Below are 26,539 nucleotides of genomic sequence, written 5' to 3'. Positions count from 1 at the left end.
CGAGGTCAATGGCCGTCCACGTCTATCAGTTCCTGCTTGACGGCCTCCGCCGCCTTAATCATAGTGCTCAGATGTCAGACCAATTTGGCCTCCGAGGAGGGAGCCGAATGAGTGAACCGGCAAGAGCGGCGCTGATGCCACTGCCCCCGGCCGACCGGGCCCAGCAGGTCATTGCCGCGTTGGCTGACTTTATCGAGCAATCGGGCCTGAAGCCCGGCGAACGCCTGCCGGCCGAGCGCGAGCTGATGACGGCACTCGCCGTCGGCCGCTCCACCATCCGCGAGGTCATCCGCCACTTCCAGGCGCTCGGTGTCGTCGAGGCGCGCAAGGGAAGCGGCACCTATCTGCTGCGCACCATTTCGGGCGCCACCGTCCATATGCCGCTCACGCTTGACGCCGCGCATCTACGTGACGTGCTGTTGATGACGCTCGAAGTGCGCCGCGGTATCGAGGTCGAGGCGAACATGGTCGCGGCCCGCCGCCGCACCGAGGAAGACCTGAAGATCATCGAAATCAAGCTCAACGAGATGGAGCGGGTGCATATCGCCAAGGGCACGTCCGGCCCGGAAGACCTCGCCTTTCACCTGGCGATCTACGACGCCACGCACAATCCGCTCTTCCGCCAGCTTCTCGAACAGATGCGCGAAGCCTTCGAGCGCTTCTGGGAGGAGCCTTTCGACCGGTCGGATTTCGCCCGCCGCTCCTTCCCCTTCCACCGCACCCTCTTCAATGCGATCGCGGCTCAGGATCCTGACACCGCGCGCGAAGAAACGCTGAAAATCCTCGCGATCGTCGAGGAAGACATCAAGGAAATGTCCAAATGACCAACGGCCTCGATCCGTTCGACCATGCCTCGCTGATCGTCGCGCATGACGAGGGCCATGCCTTCGATGCTGTCGTGCCGCCGATCGTGCAGACCTCGCTCTTCACCTTCAAGGACTATGACGACATGGTCGCCTCCTATCGGGGCGAGCGTGTGCGGCCGATCTATACCCGCGGCCTCAACCCGACGGTGCGCATGTTCGAGGAAATGCTGGCGAAGCTCGAAGGCGGCGAGGACGCGATCGGGTTCGCCAGCGGCATGTCGGCGATCTCGTCGACCGTTTTGTCCTTCGTCGAACCGGGCGACCGGATCGTCGCCGTCAACCATGTCTATCCCGATGCCTTCCGCCTGTTCGGCACCCACCTGAAGCGCATGAAGATCGAGGTGACCTATGTCGACGGCCGCGACGAGGAAGCCGTCGCCAAGGCCCTTCCCGGCGCCAAGCTGTTCTACATGGAAAGCCCGACGAGCTGGGTCATGGACACCCACGACGTTGCGTCGCTTGCCCGCCTTGCCAAGGACCAGGGCATCATCACCGCGATCGACAACAGCTGGGCGAGCCCGATCTTCCAGCAGCCGATCTCGCTTGGCGTCGACCTCGTCATTCATTCGGCCTCGAAGTATCTCGGCGGCCACTCGGACGTCGTCGCCGGCGTCGTCACCGGTTCAAAGGAACTGATCGGCCGCATCCGCTCCGAAGCCTATCCCTATCTCGGCGGCAAGCTCTCGCCCTTCGACGCCTGGCTCCTGATCCGCGGCCTGCGCACGCTGCCGATCCGTATGAAGTCGCACGAGCGCTCGGCGCTTGAAGTCGCGCGGCGGCTGCAGGCGCATCCGCTGGTCGAGACCGTCTGCCACCCCGGCCTCGGCAACACGCTGCCGCCCGGTCTTTCCGGTACCTCGGGTCTCTTCTCCTTCATCTTCCGCGAAGGCGTCGACGTCAGGCGCTTCGCGGATCATCTCGAACTCTTCAAGCTCGGCGTTTCCTGGGGCGGACATGAAAGCCTCATCGTGCCGGGCGAAGTCGTGCTGTCGCAGAAAGCCCAGCCCAATTCCGCGGCCGCCTTCGGCATCTCGCCGCGGTCGGTACGGCTCCATGTCGGCCTGGAGGGAACGGAGGCCCTCTGGAGCGATCTCGAAGCGGCGCTCGCCGTCGCTTCGACTGGCTGACAGGAGCGGGACAAGATCCCGCTCTCCCACTTTGAACCAAAACCAACGAAGAAAAGAGGGAACATAAAATGAAGAAACTGATCACTGCCACGCTTCTCGCCAGCCTGATGGCCGGAAGCGCACTCGCCGACACCAAGCTGAAACTCGTCGAGGTCATCACCAGCCCCGAGCGCACCGAGACGCTGAAGTCGATCGTCGCCAAGTTTGAAGCCGCCAACCCCGGCACCACGGTCGAGATCATCTCGCTGCCCTGGGGCGAAGCATTCCAGAAGTTCGCGACTATGGTTTCGGCCGGCGAACTGCCTGATGTGATGGAAATGCCCGACACTTGGCTGTCGCTCTATGCCAACAACGGCATGCTCGAGAGCCTCGAGCCCTATCTCGCCAAGTGGGAACACACCGGCGGCCTCACCGAGCGCGCGCTCGAACTCGGCCGCGACGTCAACGACACCGCCTATATGCTGCCCTACGGCTTCTATCTGCGCGCCATGTTCTACAACAAGAAGCTTCTGTCGGAAGCCGGCGTCAGCGAGCCGCCGAAGACCATGGACGATTTCGTCAAGGCGTCCGAAGCAGTTTCCAAGCTTCCGGGCAAATCCGGCTACTGCTTGCGTGGCGGCCCGGGTGGTCTCAACGGTTGGGTGATGTTCGGCGCAACCATGGCCGGCAGCAACACCTTCTTCAACGAGGACGGCACCTCGACCATGAACAGCGAAGGCTGGGTCAAGGGTCTCACCTGGGTGATCGACCTCTACAAGAAGGGGCTGGCGCCGAAGGACAGTGTCAACTGGGGCTTCAACGAAATCGTCGCCGGTTTCTACAGCGGCACCTGCGCCTTCCTTGACCAGGATCCGGACGCGCTGATCGCCATTGCCGAGCGCATGAAGTCTGAGGATTTCGGCGTCACCACCATGCCGAAGGGCCCGAGCGGCAAGGCGTTTACCACCATCGGCTTTGCCGGCTGGTCGATGCTTTCGAAGAGCGAGAACAAGGATCTCTCCTGGAAGCTGATCGAGACCCTTGAAGGTCCCGAAGGCAACATCGAGTGGAACAAGCGCACAGGCGCCCTGCCGGTGCACAAGTCCGCCGAGAAGGACCCCTTCTATGCGAGCCCGCAGTTCAAGGGCTGGTTCGACGAACTTGCCGACAAGGACGTCGTGTTGACGGTCATGCCGACCTACCTCGAAGAATTCGCCTTCTTCAAGGATTCGCTCGCCATCAAGACGACCCAGGAAGCCCTGCTCGGCGACATCACGCCGGAAGAGCTCGCCAACCAGTGGGCCGACTACCTCACAAAGGCGCAGCAGAAGTTCTTGGCCAGCAAGAAGTAAGCCTTCGGCCGGCGGCGGTCCGCCGTCGCCGGCCGTCATGATCTTGAGCGGAATGACGTGTGCGCGGTCTCCGTCCGCATCCCGCTCCGACTTAGCGAAAACGAGGCACGTCGAAAAAACCGGCGGCCGCACAGGGGAAATATCGATCGATGGCCCATGTCGCCCGCCAAAGCGGCCTGCCGGCAAGCAGGACGCCGCTGAAGAAGCGCATCGCCGATGGCGCCGCACCCTATCTCTATAGCGCGCCGGCGCTGATCCTGATCGTCACCGTCATGCTGGTGCCGCTGGTCTTGGGCGTTTCCTACGCCTTCCGCGATATCCAGCTCTTGAACCCGTTTTCCGGCGCCTATATCGGCCTCGATCATTTCCGCGCGCTTGCCGAGGACCAGGCCTTCTACCGGGCGCTGCGCAACACGCTCTGGTGGACCGGCGCCTCGGTCTTCTTCCAGTTCGTCTTCGGCCTGATCCTGGCGCTGCTGCTCGACAAGCCTTTCTACGGCCGCGGTCTTGCCCAGGCCCTTGTCTTCCTGCCCTGGGCGGTGCCGAGCTTCCTTGCCGGCCTCAACTGGGCCTGGCTGTTCAATCCGGTGGTCGGTCCTTTGCCGCACTGGTTCTATGCGCTCGGCCTCATGAGCGAGCCGAACAACATTCTGTCTAATCCGCAGCTCGCCATGTGGGGCCCGATCATCGCCAATGTCTGGTGGGGCATTCCCTTCTTTGCGATCACGCTTCTCGCCGCCCTCCAGGCGATCCCGCGCGACCTCTATGAGGCCGCCAGCATCGACGGCGCCGGCCCGGTGCAGCGCTTCCTGTCGATAACGCTGCCCTTCCTCGCGCCGACCATCGCCATCACCATCCTGCTGCGCACCGTCTGGATCTCGAACTTCGCCGACCTGATCATTGTCATGACCAATGGCGGGCCGGCCGACCGCACCCAGATCGTCGCCAGCTACATCTTCACCCAGGCCTTCAAGCGGCTGGACTTCGGTTACGCCTCGGCGATCGCGCTGGTGCTTCTGGCACTGCTGCTCGCCTATTCGATGCTGATCGTCATCCTGCGCCAATGGCTGCTGAGCAAGGATTGAGACCGATGCGCGCCAAACCCCATCTCCTCACCATCGCGCACCGGCTGGCCATCCTCGCCTATATCGCTTTTGCGCTCTTCCCGCTCTATTGGCTCCTGAAGGTCGCAGTCACCCCCAACGACCTGCTCTACTCCGAAGGCATTCGAATGTGGCCGTCGCGCGCCAGCCTCGAACATTTCGACTTCGTGCTGCGCCACAGTGCCTTTCCGGTGTTCTTCAAGAACAGCCTGATCGTCTCCGGCTCAACCGCCGTCATCGTCACCGTCCTCGCCTCGCTCTCCGGCTACGCGCTGTCGCGCTTCAATTTCCGGGGCAAATACTGGCTGGTGGCGCTGATGCTTTTGACGCAGATGTTCCCGCTGGTGATGCTGGTCGCGCCGATCTTCAAGATCCTGTCGCCGCTCGGCCTGACCAACAGCCTGACCGGCCTCGTCATCGTCTACACCGCCTTCAACGTGCCCTTTGCCACCTTCCTGATGCAGTCCTTCTTCGACGGCATTCCGAAGGATCTCGAAGAAGCCGCGATGATCGACGGCGCAACGCAGTTCGTCGCCTTCCGGCAGATTATCCTGCCGCTGACGCTGCCCGGCATTGCCGCCACACTCGGCTTCGTCTTCACCGCCGCCTGGAGCGAACTCCTGTTCTCGCTGATGCTGATCTCCGGCAACGACCAGGCGACCTTCCCCGTCGGATTGCTGTCCTTCGTGTCGAAGTTCTCCGTCGACTTCGGGCAGATGATGGCGGCCGGCGTGCTTGCGCTCATCCCCGCCTGCCTCTTCTTCCTGCTCATTCAACGCTACCTCGTCCAGGGCCTCACGGCCGGCGCGGTCAAAGGCTGAGGATTGCTCTCATGGCTTCCATCGATATCGCCAACATCCAGAAATCCTACGGCATCCACCCGGTCCTGCACGATGTCGACCTGAAGATCGGTGACGGCGAATTCGTCGTGCTTGTCGGCCCGTCCGGTTGCGGCAAGTCCACGCTGCTGCGCATGATCGCCGGGCTTGAAAGCGTCACCTCGGGCGAGATCCGCATCGCCGGCAAGCGTGTCAACGAGCTGGCACCGAAGGACCGCGACATCGCCATGGTGTTCCAGTCCTATGCGCTCTATCCGCACATGTCGGTCGCCAAGAACATGAGCTACAGCCTCAGACTCCGGAAGACCGCCAAGGAGAAGATCGCGAGCGTCGTCTCGGGTGCGGCCGCCAAGCTCGGCCTCGATCCGCTGCTCGAACGCCGGCCGCGCGCGCTCTCGGGCGGCCAGCGCCAGCGCGTCGCCATGGGCCGCGCCATCGTGCGCGAGCCGAAGGCCTTCCTGTTCGACGAGCCGCTGTCGAACCTCGACGCCCGGCTGCGCGAGCAGATGCGCGCCGAGATCAAGAAGCTGCACAAGGACCTCGGCGCCACCTCGATCTACGTCACCCACGACCAGATCGAGGCGATGACGCTCGCCGACCGCATCGTCGCCATGAACGGCGGCTACGTGCAGCAGGTCGGCAGCCCGCTCGACCTCTACGATCGGCCCGCCAACCTCTTTGTGGCCGGCTTCATCGGTTCGCCCGGCATGAACTTCTTCGAGGGCACCTACCTGAACGGCACCGCCCCGCGCTTCGAGACGGCAGGCGGCGTCACCATCCCGGCGCAGCAGCATCCGGCTCTGGCCGACGGCGACCGCGCAACGCTCGGTATCCGCCCGGAGCATGTGGAGATCGGGGTTGAGGGGCCGGATGCGCTGACCGCCACAGTCGATCTGGTCGAACCGACCGGCTTCGGCATCATCCTGCACCTCTCTTTCGGCCGGGCCGGCTTCAAGGCGTTTACCAACGACCGCAAGTTCCTGACCGCCTCAGGTTCGCTTGCCGTACGCCTGCCGGTGGAACGGTTGCACTTCTTCAACGCCGACGGCAATCGCGTCTGATCGCCGGCACCGGCAATGGCCAAATTTGGGCGCAGCCGGCGACCTGCCGGCGGCGGCGGTTGACTTCCGCAAGGCGAGGCGTACCGTCGTCCTGTCGCAAGTATCAACCGCCCGTGGCGCCAAATAAGAGAAGCAAGTACCGCCAAGACGACAAACCGACGATAGCCTTCCTTGCCTGCGCCCGGCGATTTTGAGGAAGTGTCATGCGAATTCTTGTTGTTGCCCTTGCCTTTTCGACAACTTCGCTCTGTCCGCTCGCAGCCCTCGCACAGGAGGGCGACGCCGCAGCCGGAGCCACCGTCTTCAAGAAATGCGCCGTCTGTCATGTCGCCGACAGCGATACCAACAAGGTCGGGCCCTCGCTCAACCACCTGTTCGGGCGGACTGCCGGCACCCATCCCGACTTCAGCTATTCCTCGGCTATGGTCGATGCCGGCAAGGGCGGGCTCGTCTGGGACGAGGCGCATCTGCGCGACTATCTCCACAATCCCCGGACCAAGATAAAAGGCACGAAAATGGCCTTTGCGGGACTGAAGGATGACACGCAAATCTCTGATCTCATCGCCTATCTCAAGCAGTATTCGCAATAGTCGAGAAAGATGAGAAACACGCACCGCCTGCGGTGAGACGGCGAATTGCGACTATTTGACGTTCGTGCAATAATTGCAGTCAGAGCTCTACGGATTGCGTATTCATGCCCACAGCCGCACGGCGAGGAGGGACAGAAATGGCCGTGGTAGTTATTCTGGTTTTGGTGGCCGTCGGGTCGGTGTTGTTCCATCTGTTGAGCCCATGGTGGTGGACGCCGATCGCGTCCAACTGGAATTACATAGACGATACGCTCATCATCACCTTCTGGATTACCGGCGTCGTCTTCGTCGCCGTCGTGCTTTTCATGGCCTATTGCGTCCTCCGTTTTCGGCATCGCCCGGGAAACCGGGCGGCCTACGAACCGGAAAACAGGAAGCTCGAAGGATGGCTCGCCGGCGGCACGACGCTCGGCGTCGCCGCCATGCTCACCCCCGGCCTTTTCGTCTGGCACCAATTTGTGACCGTGCCTGACGGGGCGGCAGAGGTCGAAGTCGTCGGCCAGCAATGGTTGTGGAGCTTCCGCCTCCCCGGCGCCGACGGCAAGCTCGGAACCTCCGAGACCCGCGACATCACCCCGGAGAACTCGCTCGGCCTCAACCGCAACGATGCTGCAGCGCTTGACGACGTCGTCATCGAAGGCGGCGAGCTGCATCTGGAAGTTGGAAAGCCGGTCAAGATGCTCTTGCGCTCGGTCGACGTGCTGCATGATTTCTACGTGCCGGAGTTCCGCGCCAAGATGGACATGGTGCCGGGCATGGTCACCTATTTCTGGCTGACACCGACCCGCACAGGCACTTTCGAGGTGCTTTGTGCCGAACTCTGCGGCACCGGCCATCCACAAATGCGCGGCACCGTCATCGTCAACAGTGCCGCCGATTACCAGGCCTGGCTTTCGCAGCAGCAGACCTTCTCGCAGCTGCAGGCAAAGGCAGGGACGAAGGAAACGGCGCAGGCAGGAAATGCCGCCCCGGCGCAGTAGGAGGCGCCTCGACGGCCAAAGCGGGATGAGGAAAAGTGCTCGCGGTTTTCCGCCCGCATCCCGCTCGTGAGCGAAGGCAATTCCAACGTTAGAGTCCGGAATTGCGTGGTTCAAAGCGTTGGATCGAATGATCCGGTGTTGGGAGGTTCTCGCATATGGTCGATATCCGGCATGGCACGGGCGAACAGATTGGCCCCGCGGAAGTGGAGGACGTCGAGCTTTATCATCCCCATAGCTGGTGGACGCGCTACGTCTTCAGCCAGGATGCCAAGATCATCGCCGTGCAATATGCCTCGACCGCGATCGCCATCGGCATGGTCGCCCTGGTGCTCTCCTGGCTGATGCGGCTGCAACTCGGTTTTCCCGGCGCCTTCGCCTTCATCGACGCCGAGCGCTACTATCAGTTCATCACCATGCACGGCATGATCATGGTGATCTACCTCTTGACCGCGCTGTTCCTCGGCGGCTTCGGCAACTACCTGATCCCGCTGATGCTCGGCGCGCGCGACATGGTGTTCCCCTATGCCAACATGCTGAGCTACTGGCTCTATCTGCTCGCCGTGCTCGTGCTTGTCGCAAGCTTCTTTGCACCCGGCGGACCGACCGGCGCCGGCTGGACACTCTACCCGCCACAGGCGGTGCTGTCGGGCACACCCGGCGGCAAGGACTGGGGCATCATCCTGATGCTCTCGTCCCTCATTCTTTTCGTCATCGGCTTTACCATGGGCGGGCTCAACTATGTCGTGACAGTGCTTCAGGGCCGCACCCGCGGCATGACGCTGATGCGCATGCCGCTCACCGTCTGGGGCATCTTCACAGCCACGGTCATGGCGCTGCTTGCCTTCCCCGCCCTCTTCGTCGCCTGCGTCATGATGCTGTTTGACCGCGTGCTCGGTACCAGCTTCTTCATGCCGGCGATCGTCGAAATGGGCGAGCAACTGCAGCACGGCGGCGGCAGCCCGATCCTCTTCCAGCACCTCTTCTGGTTCTTCGGCCACCCGGAGGTTTACATCGTCGCCCTGCCCGCCTTCGGCATCGTGTCCGATCTCATCAGCACGCATGCCCGCAAGAACATCTTCGGCTACCGCATGATGGTCTGGGCGATCGTCATCATCGGCGCGCTCTCCTTCATCGTTTGGGCGCACCACATGTATGTCAGCGGCATGAACCCCTATTTCGGCTTCTTCTTCGCGACGACCACGCTGATCATCGCCGTGCCGACGGCGATCAAGGTCTATAACTGGGTGCTGACGCTCTGGCGCGGCGACATCCACCTGACGCTGCCGATGCTCTTCGCACTCGCCTTCATCGTCACCTTCGTCAATGGCGGACTGACCGGCCTGTTCCTCGGCAATGTCGTCGTCGACGTGCCGCTTTCCGACACGATGTTCGTCGTTGCGCATTTCCACATGGTCATGGGCGTGGCGCCGATCCTCGTCATCTTCGGCGCCATCTATCACTGGTACCCGAAGGTGACCGGCCGCATGCTCAATGAGGCAATGGGACAGCTTCACTTCTGGGTCACCTTCGTCGGTGCCTATCTGATCTTCTTCCCGATGCACTATCTTGGCCTCATCGGGATGCCGCGCCGCTACTACGAAATGGGCGAAGCCGCCTTCGTCCCGGCCTCCGCCCACACGCTCAACGAGTTCATCACCATCATGGCGCTGATCGTCGGCGCCGCGCAGGTCGTCTTTCTCTTCAACCTCATCTGGAGCATCCGCCACGGACGCGAGGCCGGTGGCAATCCCTGGCGGGCAACGACGCTCGAATGGCAGACGCCGGAAACCCCGCCGCGCCACGGCAATTGGAAGGAACTGCCGGTCGTCTATCGCTGGGCCTACGATTACAGCGTGCCCGGCGCCGCCGAGGACTTCATTCCGCAGAACCAGCCAGGGTCCGCTGGGCTTGCGTCGGAGGAGGCCTCATGAGCGTTAGCCTGGTCTTCCTGGCAGTCATTCTCCTGATCGCCGGCTGGTGGCTGGCGCATCAGCGGCTGTTTTCGAAGCCCTGGCTGGAGGTCGGCCACACCCATGATCCCCGCCCCCACGGACCGCCTGTCATCGCGCCGGCGCAAATCGGGCTCGGCGTCTTTCTGGTGGTTGTCGGCGCGCTCTTCACGCTCTTCATCAGCGCCTATTTCATGCGCATGGCATCCACCGACTGGTGGTCGACGCCGATGCCGAGAATCCTCTGGCTCAACACCGCCATCCTCGGCCTCGGCAGTCTGCTGCTTCATGCGGCCCGTGTCACGGCCGAGCAGCATCGTGAGGAGACGAGCCGCACGGCGCTCATCGCCGCCCTTGCCTCCGGCCTCGCCTTCCTCGCCGGCCAGGTCTTTGCCTGGAGCGAACTCACCGATGCCGGCTTTCTCATCGCCGACAATCCGGCCAACAGCTTCTTCTACATGATCACAGGCATGCATGGCCTGCACATCCTCGGTGGCCTGTTCGCGCTTACGCGGGTGATCCTGAAAACCCGCGCCGGCCCGATCGGCGAAAAGGGGGTGCTGTCGATCACGCTTTGCGCCACCTACTGGCACTTCATGCTGGCCGTATGGCTGGTGCTTTTCGCGCTCTTTTCCGGCTGGGCCAACGACTTCGTCGAGCTCTGCCGGCAACTCTTGACCTAAGGAGCCAAGGCATGTCCGCCGAGACACATTCGCATGTCAGAGAGCCGCTCCACCGCCCGGCGGGACTTGCCGGTTTTGCTGCCGACTGGGCCTCCGACCAGCGGACGTTCAAGAACGTCTCCTGGGGCAAGGCGATGATGTGGATCTTCCTCCTCAGCGACACCTTCGTCTTCGGCTGCTTCCTCATCGCCTACATGTCGGCGCGCATGTCGACCGCCGTGCCCTGGCCCAATCCGAGCGAGGTCTTTGCGCTCCATATCGGCGGTTCCGACGTGCCGCTGATCCTGATTGCCATCATGACCTTCGTCTTGATCACCTCGAGCGGCACCATGGCCATGGCCGTCAACTTCGGTTACCGACGTGATCGCAAGAAGACGGCCCTGCTCATGGTTCTGACCGCCCTCTTCGGCGCCACTTTCGTCGGCATGCAGGCCTTCGAATGGACAAAGCTGATCACCGAGGGCGTGCGCCCCTGGGGCAACCCCTGGGGTGCGGCGCAATTCGGCTCGACCTTCTTCATGATCACCGGGTTCCACGGCACCCACGTCACCATCGGCGTCATCTTCCTCTTGATCATCGCCCGCAAGGTCTGGCGCGGCGATTTCGATACCGAACGGCGGGGCTTCTTCACGAGCCGCAGAGGACAATACGAGATCGTCGAGATCACCGGTCTCTACTGGCACTTCGTCGACCTCGTCTGGGTCTTCATCTTCGCATTCTTCTATCTGTGGTGAGGCATGGCCATGACAGAAACGACTGTTCACACCCATACTATACCGCAGCCGGAAGCACGGGCGCCGGCGCATGAGCACCAGCAACACCCGATCGGCCTCTACCTGGTCGTGTGGCTGCTGCTCTTCGTGCTCAGCACCTTTTCCTATCTCGTCGACTATGTCGGGTTGCAAGGCTATCTCAGGTGGTCGCTGATCCTGATCTTCATGGTGCTGAAGGCAGGGCTCATCGTCGCGATCTTCATGCACATGGCCTGGGAGCGGCTGGCGCTGATCTACGCGATCCTGCTGCCGCCGCTGCTGGTGCTGGTCTTCGTAGCCCTCATGGTCTCGGAATCGCACTACGTGCTCTTCACCCGCCTCGCCTTCTTTGGTGCCGCGCCGTAAAGTGACGTGGCAACGGCGGCGCCACGCTTAAAGCCCCGTATCTCCTGGAGTTACCCCCCTCTGCCCTGCCGGGCAGAGGGGGGTCGATCAATGGCGCTAAGGCCCGTCAATGTTGCTGAAGCCCGGTGATCATCGCAATGATCTCGTTCTTGTCGGTCTTGGCCGTCTCCCGGATGCCAATCTGCTTGCCGCGGCGGAGCACACAGATGCGATCCGAAAGCTTGAACACCTGGTCGAGGCTGTGGCTGATGATCAGCACGCCGATGTTGCGGCGCTTCAAGGATTCGACGATCTCCTCGACCTTGGCGGTTTCGGCAACCCCGAGTGCTGCCGTCGGCTCGTCGAGAAGGATCAGCTTGCTTGCCCAATGGGTGGCGCGGGCAATGGCGACACCCTGGCGCTGCCCGCCGGAGAGGTCGCGGATCGTCGCATGGGCCGAGGGGATGCGAACATCCAGTTCCTTCACCAGCGTCTCGGTCTCGGCGATCATCCGGCGACGGTCGAGCAGGCCGAACCGGTTTACCGGTTCGCGGCCGAGGAACATGTTCATGTAGACCGTCTGCTGGTCGGCAAGCGCCAGGTCCTGGTAGACGACCTCGATGCCGTGGCCGCGCGCCATGGTGGCGTTCGACATCGCCACCGTCTGGTTCTCGATGGTAATCGTGCCCGAGGTCGGCGTGTAGACGCCGGAGATGATCTTGATCAGCGTCGACTTGCCGGCACCGTTGTCGCCGACGAGCGCGACGATCTCGCCTGGATGGACGTCCAGCGAGAAATTCTCGATGGCGGTGACGCCGCCAAAGGTCTTGCGGATGTCCTTCAGCTTCAGGACCGGCTCGTTTGCTGCACTCACGTTCGCGTTCATGACGTCGCCCCTCAAACCGGCCAGGCTGCGGTTTCGCCGAAACCGTTTTCGATCGTTTCCACCTTCGGCGTGCCCTTGGAGATACCGGAGACGCCGACGACATAGGCGCGCGTGACGAAGGCCTGACCGCGAAAGCCGAACACGACGGTGTCGCCGGGCTTGGGTGCTGCGGCACCGCTGGGGTCGATCATCGCGTAATAGTCGATCGCCGATGGCGGCGGCACCTCGACACTTCTGAGCGCCGATGCCGACGTCGTCGGTTCGGCCGATACGATCGCCTTGACGTCATAGTCCGGAAAGATCGGATCGATGTAGAAGCCACCGCCGAAGCAATAGGCCTTGCCGCCCGAGAGATGCGAGACCTCGGTGAGATAGAGCACCGCCGGCAGTTCCGGCAGGTCCTCCATCACGTGCAGTGCCGTGGTGCCATGCAGGCCGTTGCCCGGCTCGCACTGCGTCGCGCCCGCTTCGGCCAACGCCGGAAGCATGACGCTGGAGGTCGTGCCCGGGGCATTCACCTCGATCCCCTTGCGCCCGGCTTTGGCCAGCGCCTCGGCAGCCTTCGACAGCGTTGCGAGATTGTGCGTCGGCCGCACCTTGCGGCTTTCATGATCGAAGAGCAGCGCCGGAAAGGTGGTGATGCCGGCAAAGCGACCGCCGTCGAGGGCGTCGAGCCGGTCTGCGACCGCGGCGACGTCGCCGGCGTCGAACCCGCCCTCGTGGCCACGGTAGAAGGTGTCGCCTTCGGCACGGATGCGGGCGAGCAGATCCTGCCGATAGCCGGCGGCTTTCGCACCGGATGCCGCTTCGCTCGCCTTCTCGTCATTGAAGACGGTCCAGTAGTCCGGCTGGAACGCTTTCGCGGCGGCAGCGGCCTCATGGCGCGCGACCTGCTGCAGGTGGCCAAGATGGCCGAGCCTCAGTCCGGCCTTGTGGGTGGCGCGGGCACAGGCCATGTCGACAGCGACGGACCTGTCGATGCCACCGCGCTTTACCGCTGCACAGAAGGAACTGGAGCGGCCGACCTGCTTGGTCATCGCAAAGATCTTCAGGCCGAGGCGACGCGCCTCGTCGCTCAGAGTGCGAGCATTGGCCTCGACCGCGTCGAGGTCCAGAACATAGGCGTTTGCCGGGATCTTGCCCTGCTGGTGCAGGCCGATGGCCGCTTCGATGAATGCCGGGTTGCGGCGGCGCAGAACGTCGAGAAACATGGAAGCCTCCTTCAGCGGGACTTTTCGCGCAGCGACACGGCGACCGCAGCGAGAATGATGAGACCGCGAACGATCATCTGGTCGGAAACGGAAAGGCCCATCAGGATCAGGCCGTTGTTGAGCATGCCCATCATCAGCGAGCCGACGAGCGCGCCGATGATCGTACCCTTGCCACCGTTGAGCAGCGTGCCGCCAACGATGACGGCGGCGATCACGGTCATCAGGTCGGTCTCGCCGAGCGTGTATTTGGCCGCCTGCAGGCGGCCGGCGTAGAGCAGTCCCGCGAGACCGGCAAGGCCACCGCTAATCAGCAGAACGGCGAGCCGGATGCGCGGCACGCTGATGCCCGACACGCTCGCAGCGCGGCTGTTGTCGCCGGTTGCCAGCACATGCGCGCCGAAGCGGGTTTCCCGATAGATGACATGGCCGCAGGCAACCGCGACCACGGTCCACCAGATCAGCGACGGCACGCCGAGAAACGAGCCCGAGCCGAAGAAGCCAGTAAACGTGCTGTCGGTCACAGGGATCGAGCGCAGGTTGGTCATCGAACGGGAGACACCGGCGAAAAGCCCGAGTGTCGCCAGCGTAACCAGGAACGACGGCAGCTTGACATAGGCGACGAGCACGCCGTTCAAAAGTCCGATCAAAAGGCCGGCACCGATCCCAGCAATGATACCTGCGCCGAGACCATAGTCGTTGACCGTCACTGCCGCCGCCAGCGCCGAGACGGCGACCGTCGATCCGATCGACAAATCGATCTCGCCGGCCGACATGACGAAGACAAGGCCGATTGCCATGATCGTCACCGGTGCGGTCTGCAGCATGATGTTCGAAAGGTTGCGAACGGTTAGGAACCCGCTGTCCTTCAACACGATGGCGAAAAACAGAAAGATCACCAGGAAGCCGAGATAGACGACGTATTGCTGCAGGTTGAGGCGATTGACGAGGCTTGCCGGCTGGCCGCTCGCACTGGAATGGGCACTGGACATCATTCTTCCTCCGAAGGCAGGGGGACTCTCCCCCTGCACTACAGCGCCGCGCGTCATATTGGACGCGCAAAGGTCGCTGGAGCACTTTGAAAAAGCTGCGTGTTTTGTCCCCAAATCCACTTTTAAGGACACATGCAGTTGGCATCACTTCATCGCGTCCGCGATCGTCGCGGGCACATCTTTGTTCAGAGACTTCTTCCAGCCGTCGGCAACGGTGGCCTTGGTGACCGCAAGCGAGTCGACCACCAGGAACGGCTCGGCCGTCTTGCCGACCAGCGACCCTGCCGCCGCGCGCGCCGCCGTAACGCCGATATTGTAGGCTTCGTCGGCGACCAGGGCTGCAATGTTGCCGCCCTTGACCATGTCGAGCGCTGCCGGCTCGTTGAGATCGAGCGTGACGATCTTGGTGTGGCTGTTGCCGGCGCCGCGCAGCGTCGACAGCACGCTGAGAGCCGGTTCCGCCCAGGTCACATAGATGCCGTCGAGATCCGGGTTCTGGGTAATCATGCCTTGAGCGATCTCCTCACTGCGGGCCGGATCGGCCATGCCGGCCTCGGCGACGATCTTCATGTCAGGATAATCCTGCTCGATCGTCGACTTGAAGGCGCCGTCACGCTGGTTGGTCACGTAGAAATCGGCATCGTGATAGATGTAGCCGAGCTTGCCCTTGCCGCCGAGCGCATCCGCCATGGCAACAGCCGCCTTGTTGCCCATCTGGAAAAGATCGTCGGAGACGATCGTCACATAGTCCTTGCCATGCTCATAGCCGGCCGGAGAATTGTCGACGAAGGCGAGCTTCACACCGGCCGTGCGAGCCGGATCGTAGACGACGGCGGCCGTCGCCGGATCGACCGGCAGCGACAGGATGATCGAAGGCTTCTTGGCAAGCACCGTCTCGACATCGGATTTCTGTCGCGCGGCATCAAAACCGGCATCGGTCTGTGCGACCACCTCTACGCCGAGCCGCTTGAACTCGTCATGGGCGCCGCTGTTGACCGCGTTGGTGTACTCGCTCATCTCGTGCCAGACGAGTGCTGCGGTAAACTTGCCGTCCTTGACCTGCTGCTCTTCGGCCGCCGTCAGCGCAAATGTACCGGCCGGCGTCGGCGCCTCGCCATGCGGACCGGTGGTCTTGCCGTCAGCGGCATAGCCCGACGTCGCGACAAAGACCGTTGCCAGCAACGCGAAATGTCTCACTGCCCTGTGCATGTCTGCCTCCCTTTAGGATGATGCCGCCGGAAGCGTCCTCTCTTCCGGCAGCCATCGGGTTATTTGGCCGCGTCGAGCACCGACTGCGGTGCATCGCGATTGAGCGACTGCTTCCAGCCCTCGGCAACGTTTTCCTTGGTGACAGTCAGCGCCGGTGCGACCACGAAAGCCGGGGTCTCTTGTCCAAGCAGCGACTTCAGGCCGGCCGCAGCCATCGCCCGTCCGAGTTCATAGGCCTTGTCGGCAACAAGCACGGTGACGTTGCCGCCCTTGACCATGTCGAGCGCCACCGGTTCGGCAAGATCGAGCGTGACGATCTTGGTCTTCGTGTTGCCGCTTGAACGAAGAGCCGAAAGCACGCCATCGGCAGGCTCCGCCCAGGTCACGTAGATGCCGTCAAGATCAGGGTTCTGGAGAAGCATGGCGCTTGCCAGCTCTTCGGCGCGGGCCGGATCGGAAATGCCCTGCTCGGCAACGATCTTGATATCCGGATAGTCCTTTTCGATGGTCGACTTGAAGGCCTGGTCGCGCTGGTTGGTCACGTAGTAGCTGGCGTCATGGAAGATGTAACCGACCTTACCTTTGCTGCCGATCGCCTTCGCCAGCGCGTCGGCCGCCTGCTTGCCCATCTGGTAGAGATCGTCGGTGACGATCGAGGCATAGTCGGTACCCTGCTTGTAGCCACTCGGCAGGTTGGAGAGAAACACCAGCTTGCTGCCATCGGTGACGGCCTGGCGGAACGCTTCGGCCGAGGTCACCGGGTCAAGCGGCAACGCCAGAATGACGTTCGGCTTGGCGGCAAGCGCGGTTTCGATATCGCTGCGCTGGCGGGCGGCATCAAAACCTGCATCCGTCGTCACCGCGATCTCGACGCCGGCACGGGCGAATTCATCCTTGGCACCGGCCGAAACGGCATTGGTGAAATCCGACGATGTGTGCCACAGCAGCGCCGCCTTGTAGCCCTTGCCCTTCAGCGCGCCGATATCGGCGTCGGTCAGGGCCACGTCGGCGCTCGGCGTCGCGCTCTCACCGGACGGACCGACCGTTTGGGCGGAAGCGGCACCTGCGGCAAGCACGAAACCGCTGACGAGTGCGGCAGCCATCAATTTCTTCAAAAGCATTGTCTCTCTCCCTCTTGTTCAACAGTTCAGCCCATGACGCCGCAGTAGCGCGCCATGAAGGCGGCGAAACCGACGACGCCGGCGAGGTATTCCTCGACCTCGACCCGCTCCTCGTAGGTATGGCAATTGCGGATATCGCCCGGGGCGCAGTAGACGGCGGGTATGCCGAGGCGATTGACGAAGAACGGCGATTCCGACCAGAAGGGTGCGCCTTCGATGACGCCGCGTCCGGCCATGGCTTCGGCCATTGAGGCCGATAGCGCGCCGACTTCCCTTGCCGTCTCGTCGATCTCGGCAGCCGTACCGCCAAGCGCGTGGTCGCGTCCCGCCGGATAGGAAAACTCGACGGTGATCTCCGGGTCGGTGATCGCCGCGCGAACCGCCGCTTCGATCTCGGCCGCTGCCGTATCGAGCGTGTCACCGGGCAGAAGCTTGCGGATCAGCGACAGGGTGCAGCGTTCAGGCACGGCAATATAGCCGCCGCCGGCAAGGCCCGTAATCAGCAGGAAACTGCGGCCGATCAGCTTGTGTTCGGCGCGTGCGGCAATCTCGTCGGAGTGTTTCCACAGAGCCGACATCACCGCGTGGCTGGCGCGTAGCGCATCCTTGCCGAGTTCCGGTACACCGAAATAGGCCGACTTGCCTGATATCGTGATGTCGGTGATGAAAAAGCCGATCTGCGCCGGATAGACCGAAAGCCGCGTCGGCTCGACATAGACGACAAAGTCGGGCCGCGCGATTTCGCCAGCTTCGATCCGGCCGACCAGATCCTTGATTCCCGCCGACACGCCGGTGCCCGGCTGACCGCTTTCCTCGTCGCCGACAAAGGCGAAGCTGACGTCGCCGGCAAGCTCGACACCGGCCTTGTCAAGCAGCGACAGCGCTGCAAGCGACGCGCAGATACCGGCCTTGAGATCGCCCGAACCACGGCCCCAGACCGCACCGTCGATGATCGGTGCGGCGAAGGGATCCTCGCGCTCGGTGCCGGCCCAATGCTCGCGCCAGCCGTCGACATGCACCGTGTCCGTGTGGCCGATGAACAGCAGCCGCGGGCCTTTACCAGCACCTTTGCGCTCGGCCCAGACATTCGGGCGGCCCGGCAGAAATTCGGCGGTCGTCAGCCCTTCCAGGTTGGGATGCCGCATTGTCTCGGCGAGAAACGAGACAAAGTTCGCCTCATTGCCGGTAATGCTCTCGCGCCCGATCGCACCGCGAAAAAGGTCGATCGCCGCCTCCCGGTCGAGCGCTGAGCGCAAGTGTTCGACCAAGCCGTCCTTCGTCGCCATCAGATTGCCTCCCGAAGTGCTGTGACGTTTGCCCGGGGCAGCGAGATGCGGCCATCAGGCGCATCGACCCCGAACAGGGTGTTGTGCAACTGGCCAAGCCCGATCGCCGCAGCGCCGATGATCGCGGCGCGCGAACCGAGCTCGCCCGTCTCGACATTGACCGGATAGGGAAAACACTGCGGCAGGAAGGCTTTCACCCGCGCTAGCATCTCCGGCCTCAGCCCGATCGATCCGCCGAGAATGACTTTCTGCGGGTTGGCGATCGCGGCAATCGCCGCAACGCCGGCCGCGAGAAACCTCGCGGTCTCGTCGAGCACCGTGAGGGCCGCCGCATCGCCGGCTTCCGCGTTGGCGAAGATCGTGGGCACCGGAACGGTCTTGCCCGAAAGTGCTGCATAGCGCTCCGCCATGCCGTGCGATGCGACGGCCCGCTCGAAGGCGCCGGTGCGCAGCGATTCCGCCTCGAACGGATCGGCGCCGAGCGGCAGGAAACCCATTTCGCCGGCCGCATTACTGACACCGCGCACCAGGTGGCCGCCGACCATCAGCCCACTGCCCACGCCGGTGCCCAGCGCCACATAGGCGAGATTGTCGATGCCCTGCCCCTGCCCCAGCCAGTTCTCACCGAGAACCGCGAGATTGACGTCGTTTTCAAGCATGGCACCAAAACCGAGCACTTCCTCGAAGGCGCCGACGACATCCATCGTATCGAAGCCGGCGATGTTCGGCGCGAGCAACACGCGGCCGGTCTCGCTGCAGGGTGCGCCCGGAACGCCAACCACCGCGAGCCGGATCTTCTCGCGGGCGATCTTCTGCCGATCTGCCGCATCAAAAGCCATGGCGGCGATCTGCTCGACAACGAAGCGGCCGCCGCGCGGATCGGTCGGCGCCGTGTCTTCGGCGAAGATCTGGCATGCGAGATCGGTGATCGCCACGCGCACCTTCGTGCCGCCGAGGTCGACAGCGATGATGAAGGCGGCATGGCAGACCAGTTCGTAGGTGACGGCCGTGCGTCCAACATGGCCGCTGGTGCGGCCGGTCTCCTGAACCCAGCCCTCCTCCTCGAGACCGCGAACGATTTCCGAAATGGTCTGCTTGGAAAGACCAGTCTGCTTGGAAATCGATGCACGCGAAATCGGCCCACCCTGGACGATCGCCTCCATGACGGAGCGCTGAGAGAACTTCCGGGAGATGCGCAAGCTGTCGTTCACGGGGACCTCTTTTAATTCGTTCTGTTACCGAACTTATTAATATCAGACATCGCTGTCAATCTTACCCGATGGGATTATCTTTCGGGGCGAACTCCGCTGCCACGGGGAACAGGAATATTCCGCAACCGCATTCGGCAGGAGGCGGCGATGCCGCATTCGGATGCGTCGGGATTTGCGATATGCTAGATAGGATCACGCTTGCGCCCACTGGCGCTTTTTCTCACGAAATCAGTGGCATGACCGTCTCGACAACTCTCGTCCCGCGATCCACAGATTGCTCGGCTCTGGTCGTGCAGTTTGATGATTATGTCGTAGACAGGCTCTAGTCGCGATGTATCAAGCCCTAAAATCCGGCTTCCAAACCAACTAGGGTCGCAATCAATGGCAGAGTTTCCGCAAAAGGCGAAGGTCGTAATCATCGGGCTGGGTGGCATCGTTGGAGCCTCGATCGCGCATCACCTGATCGAGCGCGGCTGGGACGATATCGTCGGCATCGACAAATCAGGCGTGCCGACCGATATCGGCTCGACGGCGCATGCCTCGGACTTCTGCTACACCACCAGCCACGACTATCTCTCGGTCTGGACGACGCAGTACTCGATCGATTTCTTCGAGAAGATGGGCCACTACGCCCGCATCGGCGGCCTTGAAGTCGCACGCACCGGCGACGATGTCTGGATGGAGGAAATCAAGCGCAAGCTGTCCTCGGCAAAAGCCTTCGGCACCCGCGCGCATTATGTCTCGCCGGCTGAAATCAAGAAGATGTTCCCGCTGATCGAGGAAGATCAGGTGATGGGCGGCATGTTCGATCCGGACGCCGGCCTCGTCATCCCGCGCTCGCAGACCGTTGCCGGCAAGCTCGTCGACGCGGCAGAAAAGTCCGGCAAGCTCCAGGTCTTCGGCAACACGCCGGCAAAGTCGCTCATCGTCGAGAACGGCCGCATCAAGGGCGTCGTCACCCATCGCGGCACGATCATGGCCGATCATGTCATCGTTTGCGCCGGTATCTGGGGCCGCCTCATCGCCGAAATGGTCGGCGAGGACCTGCCGGTCATGCCGGTCGACCATCCGCTCACCTTCTTCGGCCCGTACAACGAATTCGAAGGCACCGGCAAGGAAATCGGCTTCCCGCTTTTGCGTGACCAGGGCAACTCGGCCTATATGCGCGACACCGGTGACCCGAAGACCACCGAAGGCGGCCAGATCGAGTGGGGCTATTACGAGACCACCAATCCCCGCCTCTGCCATCCGCGCAATATCCTTGAAAAGCATGAGGCGCGCCTGTCGCCGTCACAGCGCGACCTCGAGATGGAGCAGATCATCGAGCCGCTCGAGCGCGCCATGGAACTGACGCCGATCCTCGGCGAGCTTGGCTACAACGAGAGCCACTCCTTCAACGGCCTGCTGCAGGTGTCAGCCGCCGGTGGTCCCTCCTGCGGCGAGAGCCAGAAGGTGCGCGGCCTCTGGTACTGCGTCGCCATCTGGGTGAAGGACGGCCCCGGCTACGGCAAGCTGATCGCCGACTGGATGACGGACGGCCGCACCGAGATCGACCATGCCTCGATCGATTATTCCCGCTTCTACCCGCACCAGCTCGAGGAGAAGTTCATCGAGGGTCGCTGCTTCGAGGCGGCGCAGAAGATCTACTACCCCGCCGTGCACACCCGCGAGCCCTATGCGAGCGGCCGCAACGTCAAGCGCTCGCCCTTCTACGAGCGCGAGAAGGAACTCGGCGGCTACTTCATGGAGCTCGGCGGCTGGGAGCGCGCCCATGGCTACGCCGCCAACGAACATCTGCTCGAAAAATACGGCGATCGCGTTCCGGTGCGGCAGAACGAGTGGGACAGCCGCCATTTCTGGCGCGTCTCCAACGCCGAGCATCTGGCGATGAGCGAGGATTGCGGCATCGTCAACCTCTCGCACTTCCACATGGTCGACATCGAAGGCCCTGACCATGTCGAGCTGCTTGAGTGGCTTTGCGCCGCCAAGATCGGCGGCGACGGCAACATCGGCAAGGGCATCTACACCCACTTCCTCGACGACGAGGGCATGGTGCGGGCCGACTTCACCGTCTTCCGCATGGCCGACCGCGGCCGTCTCGTGAACGGCGCCGACGCCGGCCCGCGCGACTTCCACTACATGCGCCGCGTCGCCGAGGATCGGGGCCTCGACGTCACCATCACCGACGTTTCGGAAAAGTTCGTCACCATCGGTATCTGGGGACCGAATGCCCGCGAGAACCTGAAAAAGGTGGTTGCCGACCCGGCCGGTCTGGACATCGAGAACTTCGCCTTCGCTGCGATCAAACCGATCGAGATTGCCGGTAAAAAAGTCACCGCCTTCCGCATCTCCTATGTTGGCGAGCAGGGCTGGGAACTGCACATGAAGTACGAGGACGGGCTTGCCGTCTGGGACGCGCTGCGCGCAACCGGCGTCATGGCTTTCGGCGTCGAAACCTATGCCAACTCGCGCCGCATGGAAAAGAGCCTGCGCCTGCAGAACGCCGATCTTCTCACCCAGTACAACCTGATTGAGGCCGACCTTGCCCGTCCGAAGGTCAAGGACGTCGACTTCCGCGGCAAGGCCAAGCACCTTGAATACAAGGCACGCGAGCACCAGCCCGCCATGCTCTGCACGCTCGTGCTGACTGAGAACACTGACAAGAATGGCGTCAAGCGCTATCCGGTCGGCACCCTGCCGGTGATGGATCCGGAAACCGGCAAGGTGCTGGTCGACGAACTCGGCCGCCGCTCCTACACCACTTCGATCGCCTTCGGACCGACGATCGGCAAGAACATCGCGCTTGCCTATCTGCCCTGGTCCCATTGCCAGGTCGGCCGCAAGCTCACCGTCGAGTATTTCGCCGAGACCTATCCGGTCGAGGTCGTCGGCGTTGGCTACAAGCCGCTCTACGACCCCGAGAACCTGAAGCCGCGCACCTGATACGCCGACGTGCGACGTTTAAAAAACAAAAGGCCCGCTCAGATCCGAGCGGGCCTTTTCACATTCGGCTCCTCAAGTGGTCCGTCAGGGCAGCACATGCCCTGCGGCGGTGAAGAGGCGATACCAGTCCTCGCGCGACAGCGTGATAACCGCACCGGGCGCGATGTCTGCCAGCCGCTCAGGGCTCGTTGTTCCCAGGACCACCTGGATGTTCGCCGGATGCCGCGCGATCCAGGCATAGGCGACCGCCGACGGCGACACCGCATACTTTTCGGAGAGTTCAGTCAGCACCCGGTTGAGGTCGGGAAAATTCGTCTCGTCGCCGACGAAGACGCCGCCGAAGAAGCCCTGCTGGAACGGCGACCAGGCCTGTAGCGTCATGCGATTGATCCGCGAATAGACAACCACCTCGCCGTCACGATCGATCGACTGCTCGAGACCCGCCATGTTCGCGGCAATGCCAAAGGCAATGGACGGAGCATGCGCGATGCTGAGCTGGATCTGGTTGGCGACCAGCGGCTGGCGCACGGCCGTCTTCAGGAGATCGATCTGCCGCGGCGTGTGGTTGGAGACGCCGAAATGCCTGACCTTGCCGGCCGCGTGCAAACGGTCGAAGGCATCGGCCACCTCCTCCGGTTCCACCAGGGCATCCGGGCGATGCAGCAACAGAAGATCGAGATAGTCGGTCTTCAGCGCCGCAAGTGAGCGATCGACGGACTGCAGGATATGGTCGCGGGAGAAGTCGAAATAGCCGCGCCGGATTCCGCACTTGCTCTGAATAACGATCTGCGCGCGCTCGGTTGGCTTCAGCCGCAGCGCATCGCCGAAGCGACGCTCGCAGGCGTGCAGTTCGCCACCATAGATGTCGGCGTGGTCGAACACGTTGATGCCGGCGTCCCGCGCCTTGCCGTAGAGCCGGGCAATGGCGTCATCGCTGAGATCGGCGATCCGCATCAGGCCGAGAACGGCGGATGATACGGACAGGTCGGTTGTTCCCAGATTGAACTTTTTCATCGGCGTCACGCCCTCACTGTCGCAGTCGTTTCGAAGGGGAATCTTCCAGCGCTGCCCAAACCTGTGGGCAGCTGCGAATCTCTGATCCCCAATCTCTACCAGCCGGAAGAGGCTTGGCAAACGCCTCAAAGGTGCCCGGTCGAGATCGCGCGACTATGTATAGGCGAAACAAGGGACGTGGCAGCGGCCGGGTGGCCCCGGCGCTTCATGCGATGCGGGAGCCGATGAGATCACCGGCTCCCGCCTTAAGCCACCGGTCAGGCGGCGGACCGATAGCGATCGGCGGGCTCGGACTGCGCAAAATTCGGCAGCATCGCCTGGCGCGCGGTGTCAAAGCTCGTCCACTGTGCGCCGTCCGGCAGCGGCGGGATCGTCACCAGTTCGCGGCGGTCGAAGCCGACGAGGGCCGCATCAACGAGGTCGCCCACCTCCATCACCCCGGCAATCGTATTGACGTCGACACCCGCGTGATCCCAGATTTCGGTGCGAGTCGCCGCCGGAAGGACCGCCTGGACATACACGCCCTTTGCTGCCAGCTCGACATTCAACCCCTGCGACAGGAACAGTACGAAGGCCTTAGTCGCGCCGTAGACGGTGGCGCCCATTTCCGGCGCGAGCCCGACGACGGAAGCGACATTGATGATGGCCCCCTCGCCGCTTTCAGCAAAGCGGGGTGCCGCGGCATGCGCCAGCCGGGTGACGGCCGTGACATTCAGTGCGATCAGCTTCGAAATATCCTCGCCCTTCTGCTGAAGAAAGCCGCGCGGGATCGATGTGCCGGCATTGTTGATCAGCACACCGATATGGTCATCTTCGCTGAGGCGCTGCTCGATCCTGGCGAGGTCCTGGTCGTTCGTCAGGTCGGCCGGCACCACATCTACATGGACACCTGTTTCATCGCGCAGGCGCGCCGCCAAAGCGTCGAGGCGCTCGGCATTGCGGGCAACCAGTACGAGATTGTGGCCGCGGCGCGCAAATCGCTCCGCATAGACAGCGCCAATTCCGGTCGAAGCACCGGTTACAAGGACTGCGGGTTTCTTGCTCATCGGAAAACTCCTGAGTTATTCATGATGACGATCATGTATTTTGATATATGATGGGTATCATGTATAATGTCAAACATATTTTCAGGAGGCGGTGATGCGCGTGAGCCGACAGCAGGTCGAGGAAAACAAGAGAACCATCCTGGAAGCCGCAGGGCGGCTGTTTCGCGAACGCGGCTTTGACGCCGTCACGGTCACCGACGTCATGAAATCAGCCGGGCTGACGCATGGCGGGTTCTATGGCTACTTCGAATCCAAGGATGATCTGATCGCGCAAACCCTTGCGGAACTTCGGGGAAACGCCGAGCCACAGCCCGCCGACCTTGCAACCGTCGCTAGACGTTACCTCTCGCCGGAGCACCGTGACGATTTCGGACATGGCTGTCCGCTGGCTGCCCTGGGGTCGGAGATGAGCCGCCAACCACGAGCTGCACGTGCGGAAATGACCGCCTTCCTCGAGCGCCAATTCCTCCGCCTTGCGAAAATTGCACCTGGTTTGGATGATGATGAGAGGCGTCGCGCTGCGATCGGCAATTCGGCGGCCATGATCGGCGCACTCATCCTGTCGCGGATGACGGATGACCCGCAGCTGTCGGACGAGATACTCAACGAGACGCGCGCCTGGCTGACCGCCACGGATCAGAATAACGAAGCGGCGCCACTACCGGAGCCCAAGACAAACGAGAAGGCGCAAGACCATTTCACTGTTTCGTCGAGACAGTGAAATATCCGATCTCTTGAAGCGGCGAGTTTTGTCGGCGACGTCCCCAACCGGCGCGCTTCGGCGTAGTTGAACTATCCTGCGATAGGCGACGCTGCGCCAATTGCACGAACATCGCTATCGACATCGGGGCGGCCGTACGTTTGGCGCCACTGCCTATCGCGCCTCAGCAGGTTCGTCCTTCCAGCCGAATTTCTTCGCCCACATCGTGTTCCAGTCCTGTAGCAAGCTGTAAACGTTCCGATATCTGCGATCGGCGGCTTCCACCGCCGCGGTGGCATCCTGCAGCTCGCCGTCCTTTGCGTTCATATGCCATTTTCGCGCTTCCATGAGACCTTCGCTGGCCTCACCCGCAGCCTGCGCTAGGTACCCACCCGAGCTATGCCCATCAGCATCGGCGATGTAGTGAATCTGGTTTGCCTGGTGCTTCAGGTCATAACCGAGAACGATCTCCGTTTCGGCAAAACGGCTGCGATTGCTTCGCACTGTGGCGGTTAGCGCGGTGGCGATCGCTTCTTCCAGTTTCAAACCCGGCTTGTTTTGGAGTTCGGCTTCGATGCGAGCGGCAAATATGTCACCATTCTCGTTGAGCAGGGCCTTCAACGTCTCCTTGGCATCCGGATCGCTCGACTTGAAGCGATCGGAATTCACAAATTCAAGCGCCATCCCGACATAACCGTCCGCCCGCGCCTTCATATCGAGCAGGGTGTTGTTGATAGCGTCGGCGGCTTGTGTCGTCGCCCTCCCCGGCTCGGTCGAAATGCCGTTGGCTGCCTTGATAAGGCCGTCCGTAGAGTTGGCGGCGCCAGGCTCCTGATCCGATTCAACCGTCCGCCGGAGGATTTGAAGTACGGCGTTCGTCGTCGGCGAAATTGTCGTCATATCTGATCCTTCGTGGCACGCGGCACTCCTGCGCCCCCTGCCCTATTCGTGTGCGCGCAGCCTCATGCTTTCACGGGAATCTGTGGAATAAGCAACTATCGATTGTATTCATTAATAAAGCGGTAACGCTGCAGCATTCGACCTCCCGGTCGCGGTTTGTGTCCCGCGACGGCCGCCCTCGCCTCACGCCGCTCGGCATCGGCGGTCGGCAGTGAGGTGAGAACGGCAGGGCCATGCCTGGAACGCAAAAAAGCCCGCCGGATTTTGTCCTGGCGGGCTTTTTTTGATTTGGTTGCGGGGGCAGGATTTGAACCTGCGGCCTTCAGGTTATGAGCCTGACGAGCTACCGGGCTGCTCCACCCCGCGCCATCGCGGTAGATCCCCATGGGATTTATCC

24 protein-coding genes and 1 tRNA gene are annotated in these 26,539 nt (G+C 62.5%); 14 read left to right on the top strand and 11 right to left on the bottom strand.

What is annotated here, in order from left to right; translation table 11 throughout:
* Window positions 1-107 precede the first annotated feature (107 nt).
* From BBX50_RS00125 to BBX50_RS00070, 12 genes are all read left to right on the top strand, one after another.
* Window positions 108-824, top strand: a complete 717-nt coding sequence (locus BBX50_RS00125; protein ID WP_065773299.1) for a FadR/GntR family transcriptional regulator — start codon at window positions 108-110, stop codon at window positions 822-824.
* A complete protein-coding gene (locus BBX50_RS00120) occupies window positions 821-1,993 on the top strand; it encodes a PLP-dependent transferase (RefSeq protein WP_058320730.1) in 1,173 nt (390 codons plus the stop codon). The genes BBX50_RS00125 and BBX50_RS00120 overlap by 4 nt, the downstream gene beginning before the upstream one ends.
* 68 nt (window positions 1,994-2,061) lie before the next feature.
* On the top strand, window positions 2,062-3,324 hold the full coding sequence (locus tag BBX50_RS00115) for a sugar ABC transporter substrate-binding protein (protein ID WP_065773298.1): 1,263 nt from the start codon (window positions 2,062-2,064) through the stop codon (window positions 3,322-3,324).
* 149 nt (window positions 3,325-3,473) lie between these two features.
* On the top strand, window positions 3,474-4,409 hold the full coding sequence (locus BBX50_RS00110; protein ID WP_065773297.1) for a sugar ABC transporter permease: 936 nt from the start codon (window positions 3,474-3,476) through the stop codon (window positions 4,407-4,409).
* Window positions 4,410-4,414: 5 nt separating this feature from the next.
* Window positions 4,415-5,248 (top strand): carbohydrate ABC transporter permease, encoded by an 834-nt coding sequence (locus BBX50_RS00105; RefSeq protein ID WP_065773296.1) that lies wholly within the window; start codon window positions 4,415-4,417, stop codon window positions 5,246-5,248.
* Window positions 5,249-5,259: 11 nt separating this feature from the next.
* Window positions 5,260-6,327, top strand: coding sequence for a sn-glycerol-3-phosphate ABC transporter ATP-binding protein UgpC (gene ugpC / locus BBX50_RS00100; protein WP_065773295.1), 1,068 nt, complete (start codon window positions 5,260-5,262; stop codon window positions 6,325-6,327).
* 203 nt (window positions 6,328-6,530) lie between these two features.
* The gene (locus tag BBX50_RS00095; protein WP_065773294.1) at window positions 6,531-6,917 is read left to right on the top strand and encodes a cytochrome c family protein; all 387 of its coding nucleotides are present in this window, start codon (window positions 6,531-6,533) and stop codon (window positions 6,915-6,917) included.
* A 137-nt stretch (window positions 6,918-7,054) separates the two neighbouring features.
* The gene (locus tag BBX50_RS00090) at window positions 7,055-7,897 is read left to right on the top strand and encodes a cytochrome c oxidase subunit II (RefSeq protein WP_065773293.1); all 843 of its coding nucleotides are present in this window, start codon (window positions 7,055-7,057) and stop codon (window positions 7,895-7,897) included.
* Between the two features lie 155 nt (window positions 7,898-8,052).
* Window positions 8,053-9,828: a cytochrome c oxidase subunit I gene (gene ctaD / locus BBX50_RS00085; RefSeq protein WP_065773292.1), complete on the top strand. Its 1,776-nt coding sequence runs from the start codon at window positions 8,053-8,055 to the stop codon at window positions 9,826-9,828.
* Window positions 9,825-10,529: a cytochrome c oxidase subunit 3 gene (locus BBX50_RS00080; RefSeq protein WP_065773291.1), complete on the top strand. Its 705-nt coding sequence runs from the start codon at window positions 9,825-9,827 to the stop codon at window positions 10,527-10,529. The genes ctaD and BBX50_RS00080 overlap by 4 nt, the downstream gene beginning before the upstream one ends.
* Before the next feature lie 11 nt (window positions 10,530-10,540).
* Window positions 10,541-11,263: a heme-copper oxidase subunit III family protein gene (locus BBX50_RS00075; protein WP_065773290.1), complete on the top strand. Its 723-nt coding sequence runs from the start codon at window positions 10,541-10,543 to the stop codon at window positions 11,261-11,263.
* A gap of 9 nt (window positions 11,264-11,272) precedes the next feature.
* Window positions 11,273-11,647 (top strand): cytochrome C oxidase subunit IV family protein, encoded by a 375-nt coding sequence (locus BBX50_RS00070; RefSeq protein ID WP_065773445.1) that lies wholly within the window; start codon window positions 11,273-11,275, stop codon window positions 11,645-11,647.
* Between the two features lie 106 nt (window positions 11,648-11,753).
* On the opposite strand, the gene BBX50_RS00065 is transcribed toward BBX50_RS00070, so the two are convergent.
* The 7 genes from BBX50_RS00065 to BBX50_RS00035 all read right to left on the bottom strand — a co-directional run bounded on the left by BBX50_RS00065 (window position 11,754) and on the right by BBX50_RS00035 (window position 19,539).
* Window positions 11,754-12,512 carry an ATP-binding cassette domain-containing protein gene (locus tag BBX50_RS00065; RefSeq protein WP_065773289.1) on the bottom strand — a complete coding sequence of 253 codons (759 nt, stop codon included), beginning with the start codon at window positions 12,510-12,512 and terminating at the stop codon, window positions 11,754-11,756.
* Window positions 12,513-12,523: 11 nt separating this feature from the next.
* On the bottom strand, window positions 12,524-13,723 hold the full coding sequence (locus BBX50_RS00060) for an alanine racemase (RefSeq protein WP_065773288.1): 1,200 nt from the start codon (window positions 13,721-13,723) through the stop codon (window positions 12,524-12,526).
* Window positions 13,724-13,734: 11 nt separating this feature from the next.
* Entirely contained in the window at window positions 13,735-14,712 is a 978-nt protein-coding gene (locus BBX50_RS00055) for an ABC transporter permease (protein WP_065773287.1), read from the bottom strand.
* Window positions 14,713-14,856: 144 nt separating this feature from the next.
* Complete coding sequence (locus BBX50_RS00050; RefSeq protein ID WP_065773286.1) at window positions 14,857-15,921, bottom strand: substrate-binding domain-containing protein; 1,065 nt, start codon at window positions 15,919-15,921, stop codon at window positions 14,857-14,859.
* A 59-nt stretch (window positions 15,922-15,980) separates the two neighbouring features.
* The gene (locus BBX50_RS00045; protein WP_065773285.1) at window positions 15,981-17,042 is read right to left on the bottom strand and encodes a substrate-binding domain-containing protein; all 1,062 of its coding nucleotides are present in this window, start codon (window positions 17,040-17,042) and stop codon (window positions 15,981-15,983) included.
* Window positions 17,043-17,068: 26 nt separating this feature from the next.
* Complete coding sequence (locus BBX50_RS00040) at window positions 17,069-18,328, bottom strand: M20/M25/M40 family metallo-hydrolase (RefSeq protein ID WP_065773284.1); 1,260 nt, start codon at window positions 18,326-18,328, stop codon at window positions 17,069-17,071.
* Entirely contained in the window at window positions 18,328-19,539 is a 1,212-nt protein-coding gene (locus BBX50_RS00035; protein WP_065773283.1) for an ROK family transcriptional regulator, read from the bottom strand. Before BBX50_RS00035 ends, BBX50_RS00040 begins: the two co-directional genes overlap by 1 nt.
* 381 nt (window positions 19,540-19,920) lie before the next feature.
* On the opposite strand from BBX50_RS00035, the gene BBX50_RS00030 reads away from it, so the two are divergent.
* Window positions 19,921-22,482 (top strand): FAD-dependent oxidoreductase, encoded by a 2,562-nt coding sequence (locus BBX50_RS00030; protein WP_065773282.1) that lies wholly within the window; start codon window positions 19,921-19,923, stop codon window positions 22,480-22,482.
* A gap of 84 nt (window positions 22,483-22,566) precedes the next feature.
* Here BBX50_RS00030 and BBX50_RS00025 read toward each other — a convergent pair whose 3' ends face one another.
* Window positions 22,567-23,496 (bottom strand): aldo/keto reductase, encoded by a 930-nt coding sequence (locus BBX50_RS00025; protein WP_065773281.1) that lies wholly within the window; start codon window positions 23,494-23,496, stop codon window positions 22,567-22,569.
* A gap of 257 nt (window positions 23,497-23,753) precedes the next feature.
* Window positions 23,754-24,542 carry an SDR family oxidoreductase gene (locus BBX50_RS00020; protein WP_065773280.1) on the bottom strand — a complete coding sequence of 263 codons (789 nt, stop codon included), beginning with the start codon at window positions 24,540-24,542 and terminating at the stop codon, window positions 23,754-23,756.
* A gap of 94 nt (window positions 24,543-24,636) precedes the next feature.
* Between BBX50_RS00020 and BBX50_RS00015 the strand changes: the two genes are divergently transcribed.
* A complete protein-coding gene (locus BBX50_RS00015; RefSeq protein ID WP_065773279.1) occupies window positions 24,637-25,263 on the top strand; it encodes a TetR/AcrR family transcriptional regulator in 627 nt (208 codons plus the stop codon).
* A gap of 153 nt (window positions 25,264-25,416) precedes the next feature.
* Here the strand turns inward: BBX50_RS00015 and BBX50_RS00010 are convergent, their stop codons facing one another.
* Both BBX50_RS00010 and BBX50_RS00005 read right to left on the bottom strand, forming a co-directional pair.
* On the bottom strand, window positions 25,417-26,142 hold the full coding sequence (locus tag BBX50_RS00010; protein ID WP_065773278.1) for a hypothetical protein: 726 nt from the start codon (window positions 26,140-26,142) through the stop codon (window positions 25,417-25,419).
* Window positions 26,143-26,431: 289 nt separating this feature from the next.
* Window positions 26,432-26,508 (bottom strand) — tRNA-Met (locus tag BBX50_RS00005).
* Window positions 26,509-26,539: the final 31 nt, after the last annotated feature.

The organism is Ensifer sp. LC11 (genome assembly GCF_001695835.1).
GTDB lineage: Bacteria > Pseudomonadota > Alphaproteobacteria > Rhizobiales > Rhizobiaceae > Ensifer.
Note: the sequence above shows the minus strand (reverse complement) of the source record. Positions and strands in the feature narration are given on the sequence as shown.

Excerpts from the sequence above, each read along its gene's own strand:
- BBX50_RS00125 (WP_065773299.1), top strand. The coding sequence starts at position 108 with ATGAGTGAACCGGCAAGAGCGGCGCTGATGCCACTGCCCCCGGCCGAC.
- BBX50_RS00120 (WP_058320730.1), top strand. The coding sequence starts at position 821 with ATGACCAACGGCCTCGATCCGTTCGACCATGCCTCGCTGATCGTCGCG.
- BBX50_RS00115 (WP_065773298.1), top strand. The coding sequence starts at position 2,062 with ATGAAGAAACTGATCACTGCCACGCTTCTCGCCAGCCTGATGGCCGGA.
- BBX50_RS00110 (WP_065773297.1), top strand. The coding sequence starts at position 3,474 with ATGGCCCATGTCGCCCGCCAAAGCGGCCTGCCGGCAAGCAGGACGCCG.
- BBX50_RS00105 (WP_065773296.1), top strand. The coding sequence starts at position 4,415 with ATGCGCGCCAAACCCCATCTCCTCACCATCGCGCACCGGCTGGCCATC.
- ugpC (WP_065773295.1), top strand. The coding sequence starts at position 5,260 with ATGGCTTCCATCGATATCGCCAACATCCAGAAATCCTACGGCATCCAC.
- BBX50_RS00095 (WP_065773294.1), top strand. The coding sequence starts at position 6,531 with ATGCGAATTCTTGTTGTTGCCCTTGCCTTTTCGACAACTTCGCTCTGT.
- BBX50_RS00090 (WP_065773293.1), top strand. The coding sequence starts at position 7,055 with ATGGCCGTGGTAGTTATTCTGGTTTTGGTGGCCGTCGGGTCGGTGTTG.
- ctaD (WP_065773292.1), top strand. The coding sequence starts at position 8,053 with ATGGTCGATATCCGGCATGGCACGGGCGAACAGATTGGCCCCGCGGAA.
- BBX50_RS00080 (WP_065773291.1), top strand. The coding sequence starts at position 9,825 with ATGAGCGTTAGCCTGGTCTTCCTGGCAGTCATTCTCCTGATCGCCGGC.
- BBX50_RS00075 (WP_065773290.1), top strand. The coding sequence starts at position 10,541 with ATGTCCGCCGAGACACATTCGCATGTCAGAGAGCCGCTCCACCGCCCG.
- BBX50_RS00070 (WP_065773445.1), top strand. The coding sequence starts at position 11,273 with ATGACAGAAACGACTGTTCACACCCATACTATACCGCAGCCGGAAGCA.
- BBX50_RS00065 (WP_065773289.1), bottom strand. The coding sequence starts at position 12,512 with ATGAACGCGAACGTGAGTGCAGCAAACGAGCCGGTCCTGAAGCTGAAG.
- BBX50_RS00060 (WP_065773288.1), bottom strand. The coding sequence starts at position 13,723 with ATGTTTCTCGACGTTCTGCGCCGCCGCAACCCGGCATTCATCGAAGCG.
- BBX50_RS00055 (WP_065773287.1), bottom strand. The coding sequence starts at position 14,712 with ATGTCCAGTGCCCATTCCAGTGCGAGCGGCCAGCCGGCAAGCCTCGTC.
- BBX50_RS00050 (WP_065773286.1), bottom strand. The coding sequence starts at position 15,921 with ATGCACAGGGCAGTGAGACATTTCGCGTTGCTGGCAACGGTCTTTGTC.
- BBX50_RS00045 (WP_065773285.1), bottom strand. The coding sequence starts at position 17,042 with ATGCTTTTGAAGAAATTGATGGCTGCCGCACTCGTCAGCGGTTTCGTG.
- BBX50_RS00040 (WP_065773284.1), bottom strand. The coding sequence starts at position 18,328 with ATGGCGACGAAGGACGGCTTGGTCGAACACTTGCGCTCAGCGCTCGAC.
- BBX50_RS00030 (WP_065773282.1), top strand. The coding sequence starts at position 19,921 with ATGGCAGAGTTTCCGCAAAAGGCGAAGGTCGTAATCATCGGGCTGGGT.
- BBX50_RS00025 (WP_065773281.1), bottom strand. The coding sequence starts at position 23,496 with ATGAAAAAGTTCAATCTGGGAACAACCGACCTGTCCGTATCATCCGCC.
- BBX50_RS00020 (WP_065773280.1), bottom strand. The coding sequence starts at position 24,542 with ATGAGCAAGAAACCCGCAGTCCTTGTAACCGGTGCTTCGACCGGAATT.
- BBX50_RS00015 (WP_065773279.1), top strand. The coding sequence starts at position 24,637 with ATGCGCGTGAGCCGACAGCAGGTCGAGGAAAACAAGAGAACCATCCTG.
- BBX50_RS00010 (WP_065773278.1), bottom strand. The coding sequence starts at position 26,142 with ATGACGACAATTTCGCCGACGACGAACGCCGTACTTCAAATCCTCCGG.